Raw genomic sequence first — 20,450 nt, 5'->3', positions numbered from 1 at the left:
CAGTAGGATAAATGTGGCAACCGAATTATTATTAACGGTGCGCCCGACTAACTTAACGCGTTCGTTTCGGTAGTGTTGTCAGAAATGTGCGACACGATTTGTAAGTGTTTGACTACCCATGTGTGGCAAATCGCTTACAAGCAAGGCTTAGGAGACTGTTATAATGCGGCTAAATGAGTAAGGAGTTGTGCTGTGTCTGAATCCCCGCTGATTATCGCGCTTGATTACCCGTCTCTGGATGCTGCTTTGTGCATGGCTGACCAGCTTGACCCGACCCGCTGCCGTTTGAAGGTGGGCAAGGAGCTTTTTACCCGCAGCGGCCCGGCGGTGCTGGAAGCGTTGCATGGGCGTGGGTTCGACGTGTTTCTGGATCTTAAATTCCATGACATCCCCAATACGGTGGCGGGCGCCGTACAGGCGGCGGCGGAGCAGGGTGTATGGATGGTGAATGTACATGCCGGTGGCGGTCGCACGATGATGGAGGCAGCCGCCGAGCGTCTCAAGCGTCACGGTTTGACCACCCATCTGATTGCGGTCACCGTGTTGACCAGCACAGAGCAGAGCGGCTTGCAGGAAGTAGGGGTGAGCGGTGCACTGGACGAGCAGGTCGAGCGTCTGGCGCGTTTGACGCAGCAAAGCGGCCTGGACGGTGTGGTGTGTTCAGCTCAAGAGGCTGCGCATCTTAAACAGGTGTGCGGTGAAGGCTTTTTGAAAGTCACCCCGGGCATCCGGCCAAGCTTTGCCGCCGCCAACGATCAGCAGCGCATCATGACACCAAGCGAAGCGATGCGCGCCGGTAGCACGCACCTGGTCATCGGGCGCCCCGTCACTCAAGCGACTGATCCGATGCAGGCGCTTGCCGCCATAGAAGCTGAACTGGTCTGACTCGGCTATTCGCCTTCAACGCCCGTAATGGGTTTGATCGTGCCCCAGCGGCGGCAGCTGGGGCACTGCCAGGCAAGAGCGTCGCTCGAGAATCCGCAGCGCCTGCAGCGGTGGCGTGGCCGATCTTGCAGCAAGGCCCTGGTGTGATACTTGAGCAGCAGCAGGCGCGAGTCCGGCGAGGTTCTGCCGCTCAGGCGCTGGCTTTCAACATACAGGTCCAGCAGGTAATCGAGACCGCCAAGGCTTGGTGCCTCGCGCAGCCACTCCCCCGTGCGCTCGATGGCGCTGTCCACCCCGTCACGCTGATGAACAAGCTCGCCTAGCATCACGATAACGCTGGTATAAGGTGCCTGGTCCAGTAGCCTGTACAGGTGGGTTTCAAGGCCCTTGATATCATCGCGGCGGAAATAGGCGCGCTTCAAGGCGGGCAGCATGGTCGGGATATGCGCAGGATCCTGCGTCGGGATATGGTTCAGGCGCTCGATGGCGCGGACATAGTGCCCGTTGTCCATTTCAAGCTCAGCCAGCAGCAGCGTGGCCCGGATGCAGCGATCATCCAGCTGCAGAGCTTTCTTGAGATGTTTTCTGGCCAGCGCGCGGCTGGACTGGGCGATTTCTTCCTGGGCCAGTTCGCACAGCCAGTGAGACGCCGGTCGGCGCATTCCCGAATGCTGTTTTAACAGGGGCTGAATGACGTCATAGGCCTGCTGCCACTCCTTTTCACGCTCGAGGATATCGACCAGCAGTCGTTTGGCGGCATAGCGGTACTCGTCGTTTGCGGAGTGTTCGAGCAGCGAATCCAATAAACGCTGCGCGCGATCATGAACGCCCAGTGCCATGAAATCGCGCGCCAGCTCCAGCTGAATGCTTTCATTGATACTGCGTGATAGCGCGGGTCGGGCCAGCAGATTCTGATGGATACTGACGGCCTTATCGGCCTCACCACGGATACGGAACAGTTTACCCAGCGCAATATGCGTATCAACCGTATCGCTGTTGACGTCGAGCGCATTGATAAACGTATTGATCGCTTCATCGGGCTGCTCGTTGAGCAGGTAGTTCAGCCCGATGAAATATTCGCGTGACAGCGAAGAGGAGGTGGCCGCTGGCGTCTGATGGGGTCGGCTAGCGGCGTGACGAATGCCTAGGCCAAATCCGATGGCAATTGCCGCCAGCAGCAGGCCTAGCAGCATGGTATCATGCATTTAGGTGAGTTCCTTGAACTCCTGAGTGCGTAGTTGATCCAGTTCCTTGCGCTGCTGCTTGTTGTGGCGTTCGCTGCGCGCCAGACGCGCTTTCAGGCGTGCGTAGACGCCCAGCATGGCGAGCATGCCCAGCAGTACGCCAAACGTCAGTGTCGCCAGTAGCCATACAGAGAACGAGACGGCGGGCAGCTCGACCCAGATAAGATTCAAGGCAATGGCTTGCTGGTTATTCACGGCAAACAAGATGCCTATCAGTAGAACAACCAGCAAGATAACGGCAAGAATCAGCCCTTTGATCCAACGCATGAGAGTTTCCTAGTCAGTGACGTTCGCAGAGTGGCTCTATTGTGTATGAGTCTTGGCGCGACGTCATCCCACAGATACACATTACCCATAGGGTAATGGCCGCTCTAGGCTAGTAGCCCAGCGCACGGCTGGCATCCACCTGCTCGCGCAATTCCTTGCCCGGCTTGAAGTGGGGTACATACTTGCCATCCAGCTCGACAGGGTCGCCGGTTTTTGGGTTGCGGCCAGTGCGCGGTTCACGAAAATGCAGCGAGAAACTGCCAAAGCCACGTATTTCGACGCGGCCGCCGCTGGAAAGGGCTTCGGTCATATCGTCCAGAATAATACGTACCGCCGTTTCGACTTCTTTGGCGGATAGCTCCGGTTGACGCATCGCGATTTGTTCGATTAATTCAGACTTGGTCATCGGTTGGCTCCCTGCAAGCTGTGAAGGCCGTAGCTGGCTGCTGATCTCGATCACTCGAATTCAGCATACTGTGCAAATCAATATTAAACAATGCAGATAAAACAAGGTACTAGACTGGATAACAGCATAGGCGAAGCTTGACGCTGGCGCGACCTTTTAGCTTAGGTATACTGGCGCTTCATTTTAATCATCAAAGAGGCTGGCCTTGAGCGACGACACATCCCCTGAAGCCATTCTGCGCAAGCGCCTTTACTGGCATTCGCGGCGCGGCATGTGGGAACTGGATCTGCTGCTGATCCCGTTTCTGGAAGCACGTTTTGAGACACTCAGCGAGGAAGACCGGCTGGCTTACGAGCAGCTGATCGCGGGAGAGGACCAGGATCTGTTTGTCTGGCTGATGCACCGTGAGTGGCCGGAAGACCCCGCCCTGCGGCGTATCGTGCAAATGATCGTTGAGCATGCCGAAAACACCGATAATTCTGCCTATCGTACCCTCTAGCGCTGCTGGCCTGCTCCAGGCGGCTTTAGCACTGGGGCTTTGTCTGCTGAGCTTTCAGCTATTGGGCGCCTGGGTGGCCGGTACTGCAGGTGCTGTGTTTATCGTATTGCTCTGGCGCAGCGCTTCTGCCGAGCCCAGAGGTGTGCTTTACCTGACACAGGGCGATGGCACACTGCTGGGGCGTTGGCGGTTGGCCTATGGCGAGCTTGGTGAAGAGCTGACCGTGCGCTGTGACTACCTGGGCCCTTGGCTGATAGGGCTTTGGGTGGGGCCTGAGCGCCTCTGGCTCTGGCCCGATAGCCTGCCCCGCGAAAGCCACCGGCAGTTGCGCCGGTTATGCCACCGTGCCGGGCGTTAGGTCGGCAAGGGTCAGGCAGGAGGGGGTGGTTACAGCCTGGCCAGAGGGCCAGTCAATCGAGTAGTGCAATCCGCGCGACTCCTGGCGCGTCAATGCCGCGGTTACCGTCAGCCTTGCCAGCAAAAGTGCCTGGCGAAGCTGAATGCCTTCAAGCGAGCCTTGAGCCGCTGACCCATCGTTCAGGCGTACTGATAGCTTGGCAAGCTTCTGTTGGGCAGCTTCCAGACCGGCATTGCTACGCACAATCGATACATGCTGAGTCATGATGCAGCGAAGCTCATGGCGTAGCGCCATGAGCAAGTCCTGATCCGCGTTGGGCAAAGTGGCAAGGCGTTCAGACCCTGAAAGCGCCGAGTTCTTCCAGCGGGGCGCTTTTTTCTCACGCAGTGCCTTGGCGCAGCTTCTGGCATAGACCAGGCACTCCAGCAGCGAATTGCTCGCCATACGGTTGGCACCATGCAAGCCTGTATAGGCAACTTCCCCCACGGCATACAGATTCGGTACTTGCGTGGCGCCCTGGTGGTTCGTGGCAATGCCGCCGCAGCTATAGTGCGCGGCGGGGACTACCGGGATCGGCTGCTGGGTGATATCCATGCCGCGTGCGGCGCAGTGGGCGACAATCGTTGGGAAGTGATGATGAATGGCGCGCTCCCCCAAGTGGCGGATATCCAGCCACACGTGCCCGAGGCTACCCTGCTGGATCTGGGCATCGATAGCTCGCGCTACCACATCACGTGGCGCCAGTTCGGCTCTGGGATCAAGGGCGGGCATGAACCGCTTGCCTGTTTCATCAAGCAGGTAGCCACCTTCGCCGCGTACCGCTTCGCTGATGAGAAATGCCGGCCCGTCCGGGTCGTACAGGCTGGTGGGATGAAACTGCTGAAACTCCAGATTCATCAGCGGCGCGCCCAGCTCGGCGGCCATGGCCATGCCTTCTCCGCTGCTGGGGGAGGGAGTGGTAGTGTGCTGATAAAGACCGCTGGCACCACCGGTAGCCAGTACGGTGTTATAGGCCGCCAGCCTGTGCAGCCGATGCTGCGCGTCAAGCCCGTAAGCGCCGCGGCAACACCCGTCATCATCCTGCAGTAACCCCAGCATGGTGAGGTCATTGCGCTGATGAATACGTGGATGCTGCGCGGCCTTGTAGGAGAGCGTATCAATCAGCGCACGCCCCGTGGCGTCATCGGCGTGAATGATTCTTCGCGCGCTATGTCCGCCTTCTCGGGTCAGGTGGTAGGGGTAGCGGGCGCCTTCGGTGGTATCCGGCGTAAAGGGGACGCCATTGTCGATCAGCCACTGAATGGCCTCGGGGCCCCGGGTAACGGTAAAGCGAACCGCCTGCTCATCGCACAAGCCGTCCCCCGCGATCAGCGTATCCTGAATGTGAGCTTCCAGGCTGTCGTCCGGGGAGAGTACGGCGGCAATACCCCCTTGAGCCCACTGGCTGGCGCCTTTTTCATCGTGTTCTGGACACACCAGTGTGACTGAAAAGTGCTCGGCTGCCTCAAGCGCCAAGGTCAGGCCGGCGACACCGCCGCCAATAATCAGAATATCGCTTGTTGGCGTGCTCATCAGGCCCGCTCCTTTTTAATAGCTATCTGCAGTGTGCTGCCAAACGGCAGGCATCATAGCGTGGCCATCAGCGGTTGGCGATGCAGAAACGCAAAAAATCCGCATCGATCATGGTGATCGTGCAGATAATCAAAATAGGGGAAGCGAAGAATAGAAGTGGTGCCCGGAGCCGGACTTGAACCGGCACGGGGTTACCCCCGAGAGATTTTAAGTCTCTTGCGTCTACCGATTTCGCCATCCGGGCGGTGCAGCATGAACACGTTGCACAGCACATAAAAGTGGAGGCTGGAGTCGGAATCGAACCGGCGTACACGGAGTTGCAGTCCGCTGCATAACCACTCTGCCATCCAGCCTAAAGAGTCGATGGAGCGGGAAAAGAGATTTGACCGGGCTGGCGTTCCAGCTCTCGACCCTACCTGTTTTGCCACGCTATCCAAGTTGGAGCGGGAAAAGAGATTCGAACTCTCGACCCTCGCCTTGGCAAGGCGATGCTCTACCACTGAGCTATTCCCGCTCGACTCGAGGGCGAATTATACGCATCGTTCTGGAGATGTCAATCAACAATGTCGTAATCATCACGCCCAAGTAATCAGATACTTACATGGAGCGGCTAAGATGGGGCCAGGCCGCCTTGAGATACTGAATCATCGACCATAGCGTCAGGGCCGCGGCGGCGTAGAGTACGACCACGCCCAGCAGGGCGATCTCATGGCCGGGCGGCAGGGCAAGCAGGATCAACAGCGCTACCATCTGTAGCGTGGTCTTGAGCTTGCCGATCCAGGAAACCGCCACCAGGCCGCGCTTGCCCATTTCCGCCATCCATTCACGCAGCGCAGAAATCACGATTTCACGCCCGATGATGACCAGCGCTGGCAGAGTAAGCACCAGCGTGTCGTAACGCTCGATCAGCAGTGCCAGGGCCACAGCGACCATCAGCTTGTCGGCCACCGGGTCCAGAAACGCGCCAAAGGGCGTTGACTGATTCCAGCGCCGAGCCAGATAGCCATCCAGCCAATCGGTCACCGACGCCAGGGCGAAGAGCCCGGCGGCCAGTGGCATGCTCCAGTTGAACGGCAGATAGAACAGCACGACAAGCAGAGGAATGAAGGCAACTCTTGCCAGTGTAAGTAGGTTGGGTATATTCATCGCGGGCGGCGATCCTTACCGGAGAGTCATAGGATTCGAAATGTGGTTTCGGGTCATTCTATCCCCCTTGGCGAATAGCATCCATGCCCAAAGCGGGTTTATCCGTTAAGGGCCAGGTAAATACTCTCGGCAAGGGCGGCGTTGATGCCCGGCACCCGTGCAAGCTCCGCGCGGCTGGCCTTCTGTACGCCTTGCAGCCCGCCGAAAAAGCGTAGAAGTTCGCGCCGACGTTTGGGGCCGATGCCGGGTATCTCCTGAAGCGTCGAGGTGCGTCTGGCTTTGTCTCGCTGCGCGCGGTGACCGGCAATGGCAAAACGGTGCGATTCGTCGCGAATGTGTTGAATCAAATGCAGGGCAGGGGAGGCCGGGTCCATCGGCAGCGGATTGTCGGAGGCTTCCAGAAACAGCGTCTCGAGCCCTGCCTTGCGGGTCGTGCCCTTGGCCACGCCGAGCAGGATTATATCTGTAACCTTAAGCGTGTTGAGCACCTCGCGCGCCATGTTGAGCTGCCCTTTACCGCCATCGACAATCAGAATATCCGGGGCTATCGCTTCGCCGCTCTTGACGCGTTTCAATCGGCGGGTAAGCGCCTGCTGCATGGCGGCGTAATCATCGCCAGCGGCTACCCCTTCGATGCGAAAGTGGCGGTAGTCACTCTTGCGCGGCCCCTGATGATCGAATACTACACAGGACGCCACCGTGGCTTCACCGTGGCTATGGCTGATATCGAAACATTCAAGCCGCTCGGGCATGGTTTCAAGCCCCAGGGCCTTTTGCAGGGCGGCAAAGCGTTGGGTGAGCTGGGTGGTGTTGGCCAGTTGGGAGGCCAGCTGCTGCTCTGCGTTGGTCATGGCCAGCTGTTGCCACTGGGCGCGGTGACCACGCACCTGGCTGGTGACACGGATGCGCTTGCCCGCCTGCTGGGTCAGTGCCTCGGCAATCAGCTCGCTATCGTCCAGGGCGTGGCTGGTGATGACTTCGCTGGGAACGTTGTGCGGCTGGCCAAAGTAGTATTGGCTGACGACTTCGGTCAGCAACGCTTCCGGCGTTAAATCCAGGCCGTTTTTGGGGGCATGGTGGCGCGCGCCGAGCATCCGTCCATCGCGTACGCTGAGCACGGAAATGCCCATGGCGCCAGGGCGCTGGGCCAGGGCAAAGATGTCCGCATCGCCGCTGTCGTTGTCCACGAACTGGCGCTGCTGAAGCTGGCGCAGCTGCTGTATCTGGTCGCGCAGGCGGCCGGCCTCTTCAAAATCCAGCGCCTGGCTTGCGGTTTCCATGGCCTGGGTAAGCGCCCGGGTTACATCCTCGCTTTTGCCCTCAAGGCACATCACCGCGTGCTCGACATCGCGCCGATAGTCCTCTTCGGCGATGTAGTCCACGCAGGGCGCACTGCAGCGATTGATCTGGTATTGCAGGCAGGGGCGCGAGCGGTGGGCAAACACGCTGTCTTCGCAATTGCGGATATGAAAGATCTTCTGCATTAGCGAAAGGCTTTCGCGCACGGCGCCGCTGCTGGGGTAGGGGCCAAGATAGCGGCCATCGCCTCGGCGCTGGCGCGCGCGCTTGTATTCAAGCTTGGGATAGGCGTGGCGGTCGGTCACGAAGACAAACGGGTAGGACTTGTCGTCGCGAAGCAGAATGTTGTAAGGCGGGCGCAGCTCCTTGATCAGCGTCTGCTCAAGCAGCAGTGCCTCGGTCTCGCTGCGAGTGACGGTAATCTGGATATCCGCAATCCGGGCGACCATGGCCTGGGTCTTGGTATTGAGCTGGCCACGAAAATAGCTGGCAAGGCGCGCTTTCAGGCGCTTCGCTTTACCCACATAAAGAGTATTGGCGTGTTCATCCAGCATGCGGTAGACACCGGGGGAGGTGCTTACCGAGCTTAAAAACTGCTTCGCGTTAAATGTCATTGCACCGTATCAAGCACCGAGGAGTCGCTAGGGATGTTAGGTTCAACCCTGGCTGCCGTCAAAGCCTTCCACCAACCCATGGCGCAGCGCCAGGTGTGTCAGTTCGACATCGGTGGCGACCTGAAGTTTATCGAACAGCCGATAGCGGTAGGTGTTGACGGTCTTGGGGCTTAAATGCAGACGATCCGAGATGTCCTGGACGCGCTGGCAGTTGACGATCATCAGGGCAATCTGCAGCTCACGATGAGAAAGGTGGCTGAACGGATTGTCCTCGTTGGTAAAGTGGGCCAACGCCAGGCGCTGAGCGATTTCCTGGCTGACATAGCGCCGGCCATGAAAGACCTGGCGGATGGCATCGGTCATTTCAGCAGCATCAGCGCCCTTGCTTAAAAAGCCTGACGCGCCCGCTTCGAGCATGCGCCGCAGCACGCTATCTTCCATATGAGCCGTCAGGATCAATACCTTGATGTCCACCATGGTGCGGTGAATGCGCCTTGTGGCTTCCAGGCCGCCAATGCCGGGCATGCGTATATCCATCAGCACGATATCGGGCTTTAAATGTCGGCACTGAGTGACTGCACTTTCGCCGTCGTCGACTTCGCCTATGATTTTTATGTCACTTTCTTCGTTCAGCAGGTGAGCAATGCTTGTTCTCACCAGGTGGTGATCATCGGCGATTAGAACGTTGATCAATGGACTGGCTCCTGCATGGAAACATAGTGGGCTCAGACGATAGCCGCTGATGCTAAGGCATAGAGTGCCACAGCTAACTATAAAGGAGAATTAGTAAACACTTATTTGGATAGAACATTGACGCAAGATTCTTTTCATAATAGTATTCGCCTCGCTGTCCACGCAGAGTTTTTTGCGCTGATAGTGAAGGGGCCTTAGCTCAGCTGGGAGAGCGCAACACTGGCAGTGTTGAGGTCAGCGGTTCGATCCCGCTAGGCTCCACCAGGATTTATCGAAAAAGCCTCGCTATCCGTAGCGAGGCTTTTTTGTATGCCTGTCAGCAGGCAGGTACATCCGACGCCGGGTAGATTGTCCTGGCCTGCCAGCCGCCGGGGCAGGTCCGTTAGCGGCTGGCAGGGTTGATCGTTTCAGGCGTCTATTCGCTGATGCGGCCCAGCAGCAGAAATTCGATCAGCGCCTTCTGGGCGTGCAGGCGGTTGCCGGCTTCCTGCCACACCACCGCGCGCGGGTCGTCAAGCAGGGTGTGGCTGATCTCCTCGCCGCGGTGGGCGGGCAGGCAATGCAGGAACAGCACATCGTCTTTTGCCTTGTCCAGCATGGCTTCGGTGACCTGAAAACCTGCGAAATCCGCTTCGCGTTTGGCCTGCTCCTCTTCCTGACCCATGGACGCCCACACATCTGTCGTGACCAGGTCGACGTCCTGAACGGCGGCCTCGGGGTCATGAAGCAGCGTCACACGGTCGCCGGCGGCGGCCAGGATGTCTTCACGCGGCTCGTAACCCTTGGGGCAGCAGATGCGCAGGTTGAAATCGAACTGGCGTGCGGCGTTGATCCACGAATGGCACATGTTGTTGCCATCGCCAATCCAGACGGCCGTGCGGCCCTTGACGCTGCCGCGAAGCTCGGTCCAGGTCATCACATCGGCAAGCAGCTGGCAGGGGTGGTAATCATCGCTCAGCGCGTTGATGACCGGAACGCTGCTGGCGCCGGCGTAGGTTTCAAGACCTGCGTGAGAGAAGGTGCGGATCATGACGGCATCGACCATTTCAGACAGCACGCGCGCGGTGTCTTCGATGGGTTCGCCACGGCCGAGCTGAGTGTCGCGTGGGGAAAGAAACAGGGCGTGCCCGCCAAACTGCGCCATGCCGGTTTCAAAGGAGACGCGCGTGCGTGTAGACGACTTTTCGAAAATCATGGCCAGCGTGCGGTTGGGCAGCGGCGTATAGACCGGCCCATTGGCTTTCAGATCCGTCTTGATCTTGATGGCACGCTGAATCAGATAATCCAGTTCGTCCGGCGTCAAATCCAGCAGGGTAAGGAAATGGCGTGTCGCCATGGTTGCTTCTCTCCACGCAAAAACACCATCCTAGCGAGGCGGCAGGGGATGCGCAACGCAAGCGGCATGCGTAGAATGGCGTTCAAAGATGAAGGCCGAGTAGCGCGCTCAGGTATTGATAGCCAGATACCTGCCCTCACATATACTCATCTTGGTCGTGTTAATTCTTATTCTAGGAGTACTCACATGAGCACAACAGCCGAAAACATTCAGCGCCAGATTGGTGAAAACCCCATCCTGATCTACATGAAAGGTACGCCCCAGCTGCCCCAGTGCGGCTTTTCTGCCCAGACCGTTCAGGCGTTGATGAGCTGCGGCGAGCGCTTTGCCTTTGTCAACATTCTGGATAACCCGGACATCCGCGCCGAGCTGCCCAAGATTGCCAACTGGCCGACCTTCCCGCAGCTGTGGGTAGAAGGCGAGCTGGTCGGCGGCTGCGATATCGTCATGGAAATGCACCAGAACGGCGAACTCGAGAAGCTGGTAAAAGAGGCCGCTGCACGTGCCAATGCAGAACAGGCTGACGATAACGCCTGATGACCACGCCCGGGTTAGCCGCCCGGGCGGTTGGCGGGCTGCAGCGTAGCCGCTAGAATGGCGTTTTTATCATGCATTGCGGGCACTTGGTGTTGAAGTAATGCACTACCACGCAGCCCGCTGAAGGAAACATTGCTCAATGAGCTATCAGGTTCTGGCCCGCAAATGGCGGCCACGTACATTCCACGAGCTCGTGGGCCAGGCCCATGTTCAACGTGCCCTGGTCAATGCGCTTGACCAGGGCCGTCTGCATCACGCTTACCTGTTTACCGGCACCCGCGGTGTGGGCAAGACCACGCTTGCGCGCATACTTGCCAAATGTTTGAACTGCACGGCCAACGGTCGCGGTGATGAAGGCATTACGTCAACGCCCTGCGGTCAGTGCGACAGTTGCCAGGCCATCGATGAGGGGCGCTTTGTCGATCTGATCGAGGTCGATGCGGCCTCGCGCACCAAGGTCGAAGATACCCGCGAACTGCTGGACAACGTGCAATACGCGCCAACCCAGGGGCGCTACAAGGTGTACCTGATCGATGAGGTGCATATGCTCTCGACCAGCAGCTTCAATGCGCTGCTGAAAACCCTGGAAGAGCCGCCACCTCACGTCAAGTTCCTGTTGGCCACCACCGACCCGCAGAAGCTCCCGGCCACGGTGCTTTCCCGCTGCCTGCAGTTTACCTTGAAGCATATGCCGCCTGAGCGCGTGGTCGAGCATTTGACCTATGTGCTGGGTGAAGAGAACGTAGCGTTTGATGAAAGCGCCCTATGGCTTCTGGGCAAGGCGGCCGAAGGCTCCATGCGCGATGCCATGAGCCTGACTGACCAGGCCATCGCCTTTGGTCAGGGGGCGGTACGCCATGCCGACGTGGCAGCCATGCTGGGCACGCTGGATCACCGCCATATTCTGGCACTGGCCGAGGCGCTCGCCGATGTAGACGTTCAGCGTCTGCTGGCCGAAGTCAGCCAGTTGGCTGAACAGGGTCCGGATTTTGCTGCGGTGCTCGACGAGCTTTCAGCGATGATGCATCGCTTGGCCGTGGCACAAATGGTGCCCGATGCGGTCGATAACAGTCACGGCGACCGTGAGGTAATTCTTCAGCTTGCCAGCCGCTTCACGGCGGAAGATATTCAGCTTTATTACCAGATCGGGATTCAGGGCCGCGGCGATATGGTGCACGCCCCGGATTTGCGCAGCGCCCTGGAAATGACCTTGCTGCGCATGCTGGCGTTTCGTCCACAGGGTGTGCCCAAGCCGCCGCGCACGCCGCTGCCACTTCGCGCGGAGCCTTCAGGCAGTGGCGCTGACCAGGCAAAGGCTGATTCTCCCGTAGAGCAGTCAAGCGTTACCCAGCCCGCATCAGCGGCTTCGCAGCAAAACGTGAGCCAAGAAACTGCACCCGCTGAACCCGAGCTGCCAGCGGAGGCGCCGCGCCCAAAGGTTGAGCAGCCGGCTTGGGAGGCGCATCAAGACGAGCCGGCTGCACTGGACGTAGCCGATAGCCAGGAGCCGCCCCCCTGGTCGCTGGATGAGATCGCCCAGGCGACAACAGAGACAGAATCTCTGCCAGAGCCAGAGCCAGAGCCAGAGCCAGAGCCAGAGCCAGAGCCAGAGCCAGAGCCAGTTCAGCCGTTATCTCCGCCGCGGGAAACCGTGCAGGAAACGCCTGCGCAGCCTCCGGTAGTGGCGAGCGAGCCTAATGGATTGCTCGATCATGAGAAATGGCTGCTATGCTTTGACTCTTTAGGACTTGGCGGGCTGACGCGCAGCCTGGCGGCCAACTGCCTGCTTGAAAGCGATGACGGCAAGACGCTGACGCTGCGTCTGGACCCAACTCAAGCCGCCATGCAGGCCGAGGTCCATCAGACCCGCATCGAGCGAGCACTGAGCGAGCAGGGCATGCCGCGCCGGGTAGTGTTTGACGTGGCCGAGCTTTCGACCGAGAGCGAAACCCCGCGCCAGCGTGAAGGGCGGCTAAACCAGGAGCGCCATGCGCAGGCCGTTGATCTTCTTCATCACGATCCCAATATACAGAAGCTGCAGCAGGCCTTTGGTGCGACCCTGGTGGAGTCAACCGTCAAACCCGGCGCCGAAAAGCGCTAGTAATAAATCATTATCTGTTTTATCCCGTTATTTTTAACCCGCTAGGAGAGCACACCATGTTTAAAGGTGGAATGGGCAACTTGATGAAGCAAGCCCAAGAGATGCAGGAAAAGATGCAGCGCGTTCAGGAAGAAGCCGCTCAGACAGAAGTGCAGGGCGAAGCGGGCGCGGGCATGGTCAAGGTCACCATGAATGGTCGTCACGATGTCAGTAATGTGAGCATTGATCCAAGCGTTCTGGAAGAAGACAAGGAGCTGCTTGAAGATCTGCTGGCAGCGGCCGTCAATGACGCCGTGCGCAAGGTGGAAGCCAACTCCAAGGCCAAGATGGAAGAAGCAACGGCAGGTCTGAATCTTCCGCCCGGCTTCAAGATGCCGTTCTAGGTAATGCGCTTTTCTCCTCTTATCGAGCAGTTGATGGATGCGTTTCGCGTACTGCCCGGCGTTGGGCCCAAGACGGCCCAGCGCATGGCCATGCATTTGCTGGAACGTGAACGTCCAGGTGGTCAGCGGCTAGCCTCCGTCATCCAGAAGGCGATCGACGAAGTGGGCTACTGTCGGCGTTGCCGCACGTTGACCGAAGCCGATATCTGCGCCATCTGCGAGACGCCGCGCCGCGATGATGCGCTGCTGTGCGTGGTGGAGTCGCCGGCGGATCAGTTGGCCATAGAAGAAGCGGGCGGTTTTCAGGGGCGTTATTTCGTGCTGCACGGGCATCTTTCGCCGCTGGATGGCATCGGTCCCGACGCGATTGGCCTGGATCAGCTGGAAGCCCGGGTGAGCGAAGGCCAGATTGAAGAGATCGTGCTGGCCACCAACCCCACCGTGGAAGGCGAAGCAACGGCGCACTATATTGCCGCTCAGCTTGCCCGTCACGGCGTCAGGTTTTCGCGCCTGGCTTACGGTGTACCCATGGGGGGAGAGCTTGAATATGTCGATGGCGGTACGTTAAGCCGCGCGTTCAACGGGCGCCAACCCTTCACCAGCGAATAACCACACCCCACATTGCAAGCGCCGCCGCGGTTGCATCAAGGAAGTATGCCTTGTCTTCTCTAGACTCCCCTGTATATCAATGGATTGACAGCCCTGACGCACTGGACGCCGCCTGTGCACAGGTGGCCGATGCCGATGTGATCGCGCTGGATACCGAGTTCTTTCGTGAAAACACGTTTTTTCCTGTGCCTGCGCTCATTCAGTTCGCCGCCGGAGAGCTTGCGTATCTGATTGACCCGCTTGCCACCCCTTGCACACCCGCTTTCCGCGAGCTGCTTCAGGGCAGTGCGATCAAGCTCCTGCACGCCTGCAGCGAAGACCTTGAGGTGCTGCAGCACTGGGCGGGTGTATTGCCGGTGCCGCTGGTGGATACGCAGGTGGCCCAGTCGTTCCTGGGGGAGACGCCAGCCATGGGTTACCAGAAACTGGTGGAGCTGTGGATGGACGAGACGCTGCCCAAGGAAGAGACGCGTTCCAACTGGCTGGAGCGCCCGCTGACGTCGTCGCAGTGTGACTATGCGGCGCTGGATGTGATCTACCTGTTGAAAGTGTGGGCGCTTCAAGCTGAACGCTTGACCGAGCTTGGCCGCTGCGAATGGCTGACCGAGGAGTGCGCCGGATTGATCGAACAGGCCGGGCGCAGCGTTGAGGCCGATGGGCAGTGGTTTGCCCGCCACCGTCAGCTGTGGCGCCTCAACCCGCGCCAGCTTGAAGCTTACCGGCTGATGACCATCTGGCGGGAAGGCGAAACCCGGCGGCGCAACCTGCCGCGCAACTGGCTGATCGCCGACAAGCTTCTGTTTGCCACCGCTGAAGTCATGCCCAAAAACCGCTTTGAACTGTCAGAGGTGGAAGGCTTCAAGCCCTCGCTGGTCAAGAAAGAGGGCGACACGCTCCTGTCTCTCATCAAGCAGGCCCAGCACGTAGACGAGCAGAGCCTGCCCGCTCGGTGCCCTGACCCCATGCAGCCTGCTTTTAAACGCCGCTTCAAGGCGCTCAAGGCGGTCGTGACGGAAAAGGCGGGGGAGCTTGGCATTGCCGCTGAAGTACTGATGCGCCGTCGCGATATCGAAGCGTTGGTGATGCAGGATATGGCTGGCGAGCCGCTGACCCTGCCGATCGGGTGGCGGGGCGAGTGTCTGGCCGCCGGGTTTGTTCAAGCGCTTGAGGAGTTGCCCCAATGAGCGACAAGCTGCTTTGCGAGATATTCAAAAGCTCGCGCAAGGATGAGATGTACCTGTACGTTGACAAGCGCCAGGGGCTTGAACACGTTCCCGAGGCGCTGATGGCAACCTTCGGCAAGCCCGTCGCGGTGTTGACCATGATTCTGACCGCGGATAAAAAGCTGTCTCGGGTCAAGGCTGAAGAGGTAATCAGTGCCATCGACGAGCAGGGTTTTTACCTGCAGATGCCGCCGGCCAAAGAGGACTACCTGCTGGACGTACATCGGGCACAACTCGACGCCCGCGATACGCCAGAGTAACGTAGCCGTGAATTTTCTGGCTCACGCCTGGCTTGCCAGTAAAGGAAGCGATGACTTCCTGTATGGCAATCTGATTGCCGACGGTATCAAGGGCAGCGATCTACGTGCCTGGCCGGGCGGCGTGGCCGCTGGCGTTCGTCATCACCGCCGGGTGGATGCCTGGGTGGACCAGCATTCAAGCGTGCTGAATGCCAAGCACCGCGCCCCGCATGGCAAGCGCCGCTATGCCGCGATTGCGCTGGACATCGTCTGGGATCACTTCCTGGCCCGCGAAAAAGCCGGGCAGGCGGCTCAGCAGCAGCTGGTTGCCCGCTGCTATCGTCTATTGGCCGCAAGGTCGGCCCCCAACCGGCTGGCGGATATGGTGCCCCATCTGGTCGAGCATGACTGGCTACGCGGTTATGCCGACTTCGGTTTTACCTGCCGGGCCATCGTCGGGTTGGGAAGGCGTCTTTCCGGCCCCAATCATCTGGCCGCGCTGGTGCCCTGGATTGAAAGTGATTATTCGCGGCTGGAAGCAGATTTCGATACGCTATGGCCCGAGCTAAGCGCTACATTGAGCAGCGCAGGGGACGTAGGCACTTAAGTGGCGATAACGAGAGGAACCATCATGGAAACCGGACTGCGCGAGCGCTTTTGGGAGCGTTACACGCTCGAAGAGCTCAACCCTGAAGAGTGGGAAGCGCTGTGCGATGGGTGTGGTCAATGCTGCCTGTTAAAACTGCACGACGACGACACGCAGGAGCTTGCCATACTCAACGTTGCCTGCCGGCTTCTGGATATCAAAAGCTGCCAGTGCAGTGACTATGAAAACCGTTTTGACAGCGTACCGGACTGCACGCAGCTGACCCCGGCGCTGGTCAAGGAGTTTACCTGGCTGCCGCCTACCTGCGGCTATCGCCGCGTGGCGGAAGGGCGCAAGCTCGCGGGCTGGCATCCGCTTTTAAGCAATGACGCCGAGCGCGTACACCGCAAGGGTATCAGCGTGCGCAATTTTGCCGTATCGGAAGAAGAGGTGCCCGAACGGGCGCTGGAATCTCACATCATCGCCGTGCTGCCCATGTAAGGGTGGCGCCACCCCGCCTTCGATCTAGCCCGGTACGCTAAAGCGGCTGTCTTCCCGGCACGCTCAAGCGGCGGGTTTACGCCTTGCCGTATCCCAGATAGTCAGAAATACCTCCTTGAATACCGAGGGCTTGGGCGCGCTCGCCTGGCGGGCGGGTTTGCGGGCCGGCTGCTTGAGCGGTGTGTCCCAGATGGTCGGGAAGTGGTCCTGATATTTCACGATGAAAGCTCCATGGCTCAGACATGAGTTTATACGACTAACGTCGAGTATGGCGTAAATGTATTTTTATGGAAAGTATTTTCAAAAAATAAAAAGGCAGCGCCAGGCGCTGCCGAATAAGCGTTAAAGGTAAAGTATGGCGAAGAGGCTTAACCTCTGCTCTCTTCTGAATCACCGGCAAGGCCAAGCGACCAGAGAATAAAGGCATCCTGGCGTGCGGTATCCCTCCATGCCTTGAAGCGCCCGGACGCGCCGCCGTGGCCGCTGCTCATATCGGTATGCAGCAGTATCGGGGCATCGCCTTGCTGGTGCTGGGTAACCTGGGCGTAGAACTTGGCAGGTTCCCAGTAGCTCACCCGGGTATCAAACCAGCTGCCTTCGATCCACAGCGCCGGATAACGCTGGTGGGTAATGTTGTCCATGGGCGAGTAGCCGCGAATACGCTCGGCAACGTCCGGTGTTTCCGGATTGCCCCACTCGCTGTATTCGGCGGTGGTCAGCGGGAGTTCCGGGTTCTGCATGGTGCGCAGCACATCGAGGAAGGGCACATCGAGAAGGGCGGCACAAAAGGCATCGGGTGCACGGTTGATGCAAGTGCCCACCAGCAGGCCGCCAGCGCTGGCACCGTAAGCCGCTATGCGCTGTGGGTCGCTGATAGCGTTTTCGACCAGCGCGTCCCGTGCGGCCAGAAAATCGTCGAAGCTGTTCTCCTTGTGGGCCATCTTGCCCTCCAGATACCAGGGTTCACCCCGCTCGCCGCCGCCCCGCACGTGGGCGACGGCAAAGGCCGCGCCCCGCTCGAGCAGTTCCAGGCGTGCAATCGAGAACCAGGGGTCGAGCGCCTCGCCATAGGCACCATAGCCATACAGCAGGGTTGGCAGCGGCTGGCCGGCGAGGTCGGCACGCATCACCACGGATACCGGCACCTGCTCGCCGTCTCGGCTGGTAGCCCACAGGCGGCGGCTGACCAGCTGCTCGGGAGTGAGGCTGCCATATACCGGGGCGCGCTTGAGCAGCGTCCGCTCGCCGCTTTCAAGATCCAGTTCAAACCAGCTGGGCGGCTGGGTGAACGACTCTTCCCGAAGGCGCAGCACCCGGGTGTCAAAGTGAGGCGCATCTTCGAGCAGTTGCGAGCAGGGCTCGGCCGGCAGCGCCAGGTATTCGTCCAGCGTGCGCTGGTGCTGACTGTCCAGCTCCCAGTGGCGCAGCACTACCTGAGCCTGACGATGGTCGCGCTCGGCAATCACCAGCCCCCAGGCGAAGGCATCAATACCTTCCAGGGTCACCTCTTCACGCGGGCTGATCAGTGGCTGCCACTGGCCTTCGGCGCTGTGCAGGGCCTCCTCGGCCAGGTAGTCCAGCTGAAAGTGAGCGCTTGCCTGGTTGTGCAGGCGATAGAACGTGCCCGGGCGGTGATCGATACTGTATTCCACTCCCGGCTGGCGCGGCTGAATGCATAACGGCGTGGCCTCCGGCCGATGGGCCGGAAGGGCATGGATCTCGCTGGTATCTTTCGAGGCGCTTTCGATCAAGAGCCACTCGCGAGAGCGCGTTTTGCCCAGGCCTAGCCAGAATTCCGTATCGTTTTCACGCAGTACCAGCAGCGGCTCGGCGTGTTGCTCAGGCGCTTCAAACGGCAGCGATACACGCCATAGGCTGTCCGGGCGCTGGGTGTCATCAAACCGGGTGAAGAACAGCGTGGCCGAGGTGGGTGTCTGATCTTCCGCCCAGCATAGCCCCGCGCCAATGTCGTCAATCAACGCCTGCGGCTCGCCGCCGGGCAACTGCTTGATCCACAACGTGTAACGCTCGTCGCCCTGTGTGTCTTCGGTCCAGGCCAGCCACTGCTCGTCGGGGGAGAGCGCCATATCCCCCATATCGAAGAACTCTTCATCGGCGGCGCGGGCCTGAACATCAAAAAAGCATTCTCGCTGCTCTGGTTTTCCATTCGGGTAGCGCCACCAGCGCGGGTAGTCGTCCTCAGCGCCGGTTTCACTCCAGAACGTAAAATGGTCAAGCGGTGTCTCAAGGCTCTTGACGGCAAGTTCGCGACGCGCGAGGTGGCTTTTGTACAATGTCTCAGCCAGTGGCGCGAGCGGTGCAAACCACGTCTGTTGCTCTTGATTGGCGGCATTGAGAAATTCGCTGACGTCAGGCGCTTCGCGCGCTTCCAGCCAGTGCCATTTGGGGTCATTAGCGCGATAATAGCGCGCTACGGGCGAGCCTGAACGCGTATCTGGCTGTGCTTTCATAAATTGACAGGTACCATAACGGGAAATCAACGTCGGGTGCGTGCACCCACATGAGAGGTATTATGCTGTTTGAAAATTCAATGTCACTGCTGTGGCTTAGCTATTACGGTATTTCACTGCTGGTTCTGGTCGCGGTCTATTTTGCGCTGGCCTTCTTGCCGCGCTTGCCGCGCCTGGTACTGACCTGGGGAATCGCTGGTGCCATGTGGGCGCCTGCCATGTTCCGCTTGCCCTTGATCGAAGAGGGCGAATTCTATACCGGATGGGCACCCGCTGCGATGGTTGCCGCGGTTGGCTTTCTGGAGCATGACGCAAGTGCTCTGCGCGTCAGCCTGCTGTGCCTGGTAGTGGGTATTGCCGTGGGGGTAATGATCGGTATTGCACTGTGGTGGTGGCGCCGGCCGACAGATGTGCCGCCAGCAAAGCGGGTCAAGCAGGTGGATGAAGACCCGCAGCCGACCCGTCGCCGCGAACCGGTTCTTGGCTGATGTCGGCCGCCGGGGCAAGAAAGGGAGCTATGCATGTGTGAGCTGCTGGGCATGAGCGCCAATGTTCCCACCGATATCTGTTTCAGCTTCTCGGGCTTTCTGCATCGCGGTGGCGGTACCGGGCCGCACCGCGATGGCTGGGGTATCGCCTTTTATGAAGAGGGCGGCTATCGCGAATTTCGCGACCCGCACCCGTCGGTAGATTCTCCCATTGCTCGGCTGATCTGTGACTACCCGATCAAGTCCAATGTGGTGATCAGCCATATTCGTCAGGCAAACGTAGGTGGCGTACGCCTGGCCAATACTCACCCCTTTACGCGGGAGATGTGGGGGCGGCCCTGGTGCTATGCCCATAATGGGCAGCTGAGTGGCTGGGAGCAGTTGGCGCTCGACATGTATACGCCGGTAGGCAGCACCGATAGCGAGCACGCCTTTTGCTGGTTGATGGGCGAGCTGCGCCGGGCGTTTCCTGTGCCGCCGGATGATTGGAGCGCGCTGTGGGCGACGCTTCACGATCTGTGCGAACAGTTGCGCGCGCTTGGGGTATTCAACCTGCTGCTATCTGATGGACAGTATCTTTACACCTACTGCTCGACCAAACTTGCCCATATTACCCGCCGGGCGCCCTTTGGCGACGCCGAACTTTCCGATGCGGAAATCACGGTCAACTTTGCCGAACATACCACCCCTGACGACGTGGTATCGGTCATTGCCACCGAGCCGCTGACCCATAATGAAGCATGGCAGAGGATGGTGCCGGGTGAGCTTTTAGTCTGGCGCGAAGGAGAAATTCAGGCGCGTTACTGTCCATCAAGCTAGGAGTCGCTACATTATAAGTAGGAGAAAATCCTGGCAGTACGGCTGACCCATACATGCAGTAGAGGCTATGGTCTAAAGTTGAAACGCAAGTTTCAAGCGATCGTTTTACACTGTGCTGCGCGTCGTATAGGGTGGGTTTCCTTGCCTCGCGACAATAACAAGGTCGGTAACTTC

At 59.2% G+C, this 20,450-nt stretch carries 23 protein-coding genes and 4 tRNA genes; 14 read left to right on the top strand and 13 right to left on the bottom strand.

Annotated elements, in window-relative coordinates; translation table 11 throughout:
* The first annotated feature begins 192 nt into the window (after window positions 1-192).
* Window positions 193-885, top strand: coding sequence for an orotidine-5'-phosphate decarboxylase (gene pyrF, locus B0H98_RS16050; protein WP_106376076.1), 693 nt, complete (start codon window positions 193-195; stop codon window positions 883-885).
* A 5-nt stretch (window positions 886-890) separates the two neighbouring features.
* On the opposite strand, the gene lapB is transcribed toward pyrF, so the two are convergent.
* The 3 genes from lapB to B0H98_RS16035 all read right to left on the bottom strand — a co-directional run bounded on the left by lapB (window position 891) and on the right by B0H98_RS16035 (window position 2,802).
* A complete protein-coding gene (gene lapB / locus B0H98_RS16045; RefSeq protein WP_106376075.1) occupies window positions 891-2,090 on the bottom strand; it encodes a lipopolysaccharide assembly protein LapB in 1,200 nt (399 codons plus the stop codon).
* The gene (locus tag B0H98_RS16040) at window positions 2,091-2,396 is read right to left on the bottom strand and encodes a lipopolysaccharide assembly protein LapA domain-containing protein (protein ID WP_106376074.1); all 306 of its coding nucleotides are present in this window, start codon (window positions 2,394-2,396) and stop codon (window positions 2,091-2,093) included.
* Window positions 2,397-2,505: 109 nt separating this feature from the next.
* Window positions 2,506-2,802: an integration host factor subunit beta gene (locus tag B0H98_RS16035; protein ID WP_106376073.1), complete on the bottom strand. Its 297-nt coding sequence runs from the start codon at window positions 2,800-2,802 to the stop codon at window positions 2,506-2,508.
* A 205-nt stretch (window positions 2,803-3,007) separates the two neighbouring features.
* On the opposite strand from B0H98_RS16035, the gene B0H98_RS16030 reads away from it, so the two are divergent.
* Window positions 3,008-3,301, top strand: coding sequence for an FAD assembly factor SdhE (locus B0H98_RS16030; protein WP_106376072.1), 294 nt, complete (start codon window positions 3,008-3,010; stop codon window positions 3,299-3,301).
* Window positions 3,261-3,659, top strand: coding sequence for a hypothetical protein (locus B0H98_RS16025; RefSeq protein WP_244183202.1), 399 nt, complete (start codon window positions 3,261-3,263; stop codon window positions 3,657-3,659). Before B0H98_RS16030 ends, B0H98_RS16025 begins: the two co-directional genes overlap by 41 nt.
* On the opposite strand, the gene nadB is transcribed toward B0H98_RS16025, so the two are convergent.
* From nadB to uvrY, 7 genes are all read right to left on the bottom strand, one after another.
* Window positions 3,636-5,231, bottom strand: a complete 1,596-nt coding sequence (nadB, locus tag B0H98_RS16020) for an L-aspartate oxidase (RefSeq protein WP_106376071.1) — start codon at window positions 5,229-5,231, stop codon at window positions 3,636-3,638. The genes B0H98_RS16025 and nadB overlap by 24 nt on opposite strands.
* 157 nt (window positions 5,232-5,388) lie before the next feature.
* Window positions 5,389-5,475: transfer RNA gene (locus B0H98_RS16015), tRNA-Leu, on the bottom strand.
* Window positions 5,476-5,510: 35 nt separating this feature from the next.
* A tRNA-Cys gene (locus B0H98_RS16010) sits at window positions 5,511-5,584 on the bottom strand.
* An 86-nt stretch (window positions 5,585-5,670) separates the two neighbouring features.
* Window positions 5,671-5,745, bottom strand: a tRNA-Gly gene (locus B0H98_RS16005).
* An 83-nt stretch (window positions 5,746-5,828) separates the two neighbouring features.
* Window positions 5,829-6,377, bottom strand: a complete 549-nt coding sequence (gene pgsA, locus B0H98_RS16000) for a CDP-diacylglycerol--glycerol-3-phosphate 3-phosphatidyltransferase (protein WP_106376070.1) — start codon at window positions 6,375-6,377, stop codon at window positions 5,829-5,831.
* A gap of 98 nt (window positions 6,378-6,475) precedes the next feature.
* A complete protein-coding gene (gene uvrC / locus B0H98_RS15995) occupies window positions 6,476-8,290 on the bottom strand; it encodes an excinuclease ABC subunit UvrC (RefSeq protein ID WP_106376069.1) in 1,815 nt (604 codons plus the stop codon).
* Window positions 8,291-8,332: 42 nt separating this feature from the next.
* Entirely contained in the window at window positions 8,333-8,983 is a 651-nt protein-coding gene (gene uvrY, locus B0H98_RS15990) for a UvrY/SirA/GacA family response regulator transcription factor (RefSeq protein ID WP_106376068.1), read from the bottom strand.
* 188 nt (window positions 8,984-9,171) lie between these two features.
* Here uvrY and B0H98_RS15985 point away from each other — a divergent pair.
* A tRNA-Ala gene (locus tag B0H98_RS15985) sits at window positions 9,172-9,247 on the top strand.
* Window positions 9,248-9,398: 151 nt separating this feature from the next.
* Here the strand turns inward: B0H98_RS15985 and argF are convergent.
* Window positions 9,399-10,319 carry an ornithine carbamoyltransferase gene (gene argF / locus B0H98_RS15980; RefSeq protein ID WP_106376067.1) on the bottom strand — a complete coding sequence of 307 codons (921 nt, stop codon included), beginning with the start codon at window positions 10,317-10,319 and terminating at the stop codon, window positions 9,399-9,401.
* A 186-nt stretch (window positions 10,320-10,505) separates the two neighbouring features.
* Here argF and grxD point away from each other — a divergent pair, with 186 nt between their 5' ends.
* The 8 genes from grxD (at window position 10,506) to B0H98_RS15940 (ending at window position 16,498) form a co-directional block, all read left to right on the top strand.
* Window positions 10,506-10,856: a Grx4 family monothiol glutaredoxin gene (gene grxD / locus B0H98_RS15975; RefSeq protein WP_106376066.1), complete on the top strand. Its 351-nt coding sequence runs from the start codon at window positions 10,506-10,508 to the stop codon at window positions 10,854-10,856.
* A 139-nt stretch (window positions 10,857-10,995) separates the two neighbouring features.
* Window positions 10,996-12,957 (top strand): DNA polymerase III subunit gamma/tau, encoded by a 1,962-nt coding sequence (gene dnaX, locus B0H98_RS15970; RefSeq protein ID WP_106376065.1) that lies wholly within the window; start codon window positions 10,996-10,998, stop codon window positions 12,955-12,957.
* Window positions 12,958-13,013: 56 nt separating this feature from the next.
* The gene (locus tag B0H98_RS15965) at window positions 13,014-13,340 is read left to right on the top strand and encodes a YbaB/EbfC family nucleoid-associated protein (protein ID WP_106376064.1); all 327 of its coding nucleotides are present in this window, start codon (window positions 13,014-13,016) and stop codon (window positions 13,338-13,340) included.
* 3 nt (window positions 13,341-13,343) lie between these two features.
* Window positions 13,344-13,949, top strand: a complete 606-nt coding sequence (recR, locus tag B0H98_RS15960; protein WP_106376063.1) for a recombination mediator RecR — start codon at window positions 13,344-13,346, stop codon at window positions 13,947-13,949.
* A 50-nt stretch (window positions 13,950-13,999) separates the two neighbouring features.
* Window positions 14,000-15,133: a ribonuclease D gene (gene rnd, locus B0H98_RS15955; protein WP_106376062.1), complete on the top strand. Its 1,134-nt coding sequence runs from the start codon at window positions 14,000-14,002 to the stop codon at window positions 15,131-15,133.
* Window positions 15,130-15,432, top strand: a complete 303-nt coding sequence (locus tag B0H98_RS15950; RefSeq protein WP_106376061.1) for a YcgL domain-containing protein — start codon at window positions 15,130-15,132, stop codon at window positions 15,430-15,432. Before rnd ends, B0H98_RS15950 begins: the two co-directional genes overlap by 4 nt.
* A 7-nt stretch (window positions 15,433-15,439) precedes the next feature.
* Entirely contained in the window at window positions 15,440-16,018 is a 579-nt protein-coding gene (locus B0H98_RS15945) for an acyl carrier protein phosphodiesterase (protein ID WP_106376060.1), read from the top strand.
* A gap of 24 nt (window positions 16,019-16,042) precedes the next feature.
* The gene (locus tag B0H98_RS15940) at window positions 16,043-16,498 is read left to right on the top strand and encodes a YcgN family cysteine cluster protein (protein WP_106376059.1); all 456 of its coding nucleotides are present in this window, start codon (window positions 16,043-16,045) and stop codon (window positions 16,496-16,498) included.
* A gap of 63 nt (window positions 16,499-16,561) precedes the next feature.
* Here B0H98_RS15940 and B0H98_RS17085 read toward each other — a convergent pair whose 3' ends face one another.
* A complete protein-coding gene (locus tag B0H98_RS17085; RefSeq protein ID WP_167392690.1) occupies window positions 16,562-16,717 on the bottom strand; it encodes a hypothetical protein in 156 nt (51 codons plus the stop codon).
* A gap of 149 nt (window positions 16,718-16,866) precedes the next feature.
* A complete protein-coding gene (locus tag B0H98_RS15935) occupies window positions 16,867-18,969 on the bottom strand; it encodes a S9 family peptidase (RefSeq protein WP_106376058.1) in 2,103 nt (700 codons plus the stop codon).
* A 62-nt stretch (window positions 18,970-19,031) separates the two neighbouring features.
* Here B0H98_RS15935 and B0H98_RS15930 point away from each other — a divergent pair, with 62 nt between their 5' ends.
* The gene (locus tag B0H98_RS15930; RefSeq protein WP_106376057.1) at window positions 19,032-19,457 is read left to right on the top strand and encodes a hypothetical protein; all 426 of its coding nucleotides are present in this window, start codon (window positions 19,032-19,034) and stop codon (window positions 19,455-19,457) included.
* 33 nt (window positions 19,458-19,490) lie between these two features.
* Window positions 19,491-20,276, top strand: a complete 786-nt coding sequence (locus B0H98_RS15925) for a class II glutamine amidotransferase (RefSeq protein ID WP_106376056.1) — start codon at window positions 19,491-19,493, stop codon at window positions 20,274-20,276.
* Window positions 20,277-20,450 lie beyond the last annotated feature (174 nt).

This window comes from Vreelandella songnenensis (assembly GCF_003002925.1).
GTDB classification, from domain to species: Bacteria; Pseudomonadota; Gammaproteobacteria; order Pseudomonadales; family Halomonadaceae; genus Vreelandella; species Vreelandella songnenensis.
The sequence above is the reverse complement of the archived record's forward strand: the minus strand, read 5'-3'. Positions and strand labels throughout refer to the sequence as shown.

Excerpts from the sequence above, each read along its gene's own strand:
- lapB (WP_106376075.1), bottom strand. The coding sequence starts at position 2,090 with ATGCATGATACCATGCTGCTAGGCCTGCTGCTGGCGGCAATTGCCATC.
- B0H98_RS16040 (WP_106376074.1), bottom strand. The coding sequence starts at position 2,396 with ATGCGTTGGATCAAAGGGCTGATTCTTGCCGTTATCTTGCTGGTTGTT.
- B0H98_RS16035 (WP_106376073.1), bottom strand. The coding sequence starts at position 2,802 with ATGACCAAGTCTGAATTAATCGAACAAATCGCGATGCGTCAACCGGAG.
- B0H98_RS16025 (WP_244183202.1), top strand. The coding sequence starts at position 3,261 with ATGCCGAAAACACCGATAATTCTGCCTATCGTACCCTCTAGCGCTGCT.
- nadB (WP_106376071.1), bottom strand. The coding sequence starts at position 5,231 with ATGAGCACGCCAACAAGCGATATTCTGATTATTGGCGGCGGTGTCGCC.
- pgsA (WP_106376070.1), bottom strand. The coding sequence starts at position 6,377 with ATGAATATACCCAACCTACTTACACTGGCAAGAGTTGCCTTCATTCCT.
- uvrC (WP_106376069.1), bottom strand. The coding sequence starts at position 8,290 with ATGACATTTAACGCGAAGCAGTTTTTAAGCTCGGTAAGCACCTCCCCC.
- argF (WP_106376067.1), bottom strand. The coding sequence starts at position 10,319 with ATGGCGACACGCCATTTCCTTACCCTGCTGGATTTGACGCCGGACGAA.
- grxD (WP_106376066.1), top strand. The coding sequence starts at position 10,506 with ATGAGCACAACAGCCGAAAACATTCAGCGCCAGATTGGTGAAAACCCC.
- dnaX (WP_106376065.1), top strand. The coding sequence starts at position 10,996 with ATGAGCTATCAGGTTCTGGCCCGCAAATGGCGGCCACGTACATTCCAC.
- B0H98_RS15965 (WP_106376064.1), top strand. The coding sequence starts at position 13,014 with ATGTTTAAAGGTGGAATGGGCAACTTGATGAAGCAAGCCCAAGAGATG.
- recR (WP_106376063.1), top strand. The coding sequence starts at position 13,344 with ATGCGCTTTTCTCCTCTTATCGAGCAGTTGATGGATGCGTTTCGCGTA.
- B0H98_RS15950 (WP_106376061.1), top strand. The coding sequence starts at position 15,130 with ATGAGCGACAAGCTGCTTTGCGAGATATTCAAAAGCTCGCGCAAGGAT.
- B0H98_RS15940 (WP_106376059.1), top strand. The coding sequence starts at position 16,043 with ATGGAAACCGGACTGCGCGAGCGCTTTTGGGAGCGTTACACGCTCGAA.
- B0H98_RS15935 (WP_106376058.1), bottom strand. The coding sequence starts at position 18,969 with ATGAAAGCACAGCCAGATACGCGTTCAGGCTCGCCCGTAGCGCGCTAT.
- B0H98_RS15930 (WP_106376057.1), top strand. The coding sequence starts at position 19,032 with ATGCTGTTTGAAAATTCAATGTCACTGCTGTGGCTTAGCTATTACGGT.
- B0H98_RS15925 (WP_106376056.1), top strand. The coding sequence starts at position 19,491 with ATGTGTGAGCTGCTGGGCATGAGCGCCAATGTTCCCACCGATATCTGT.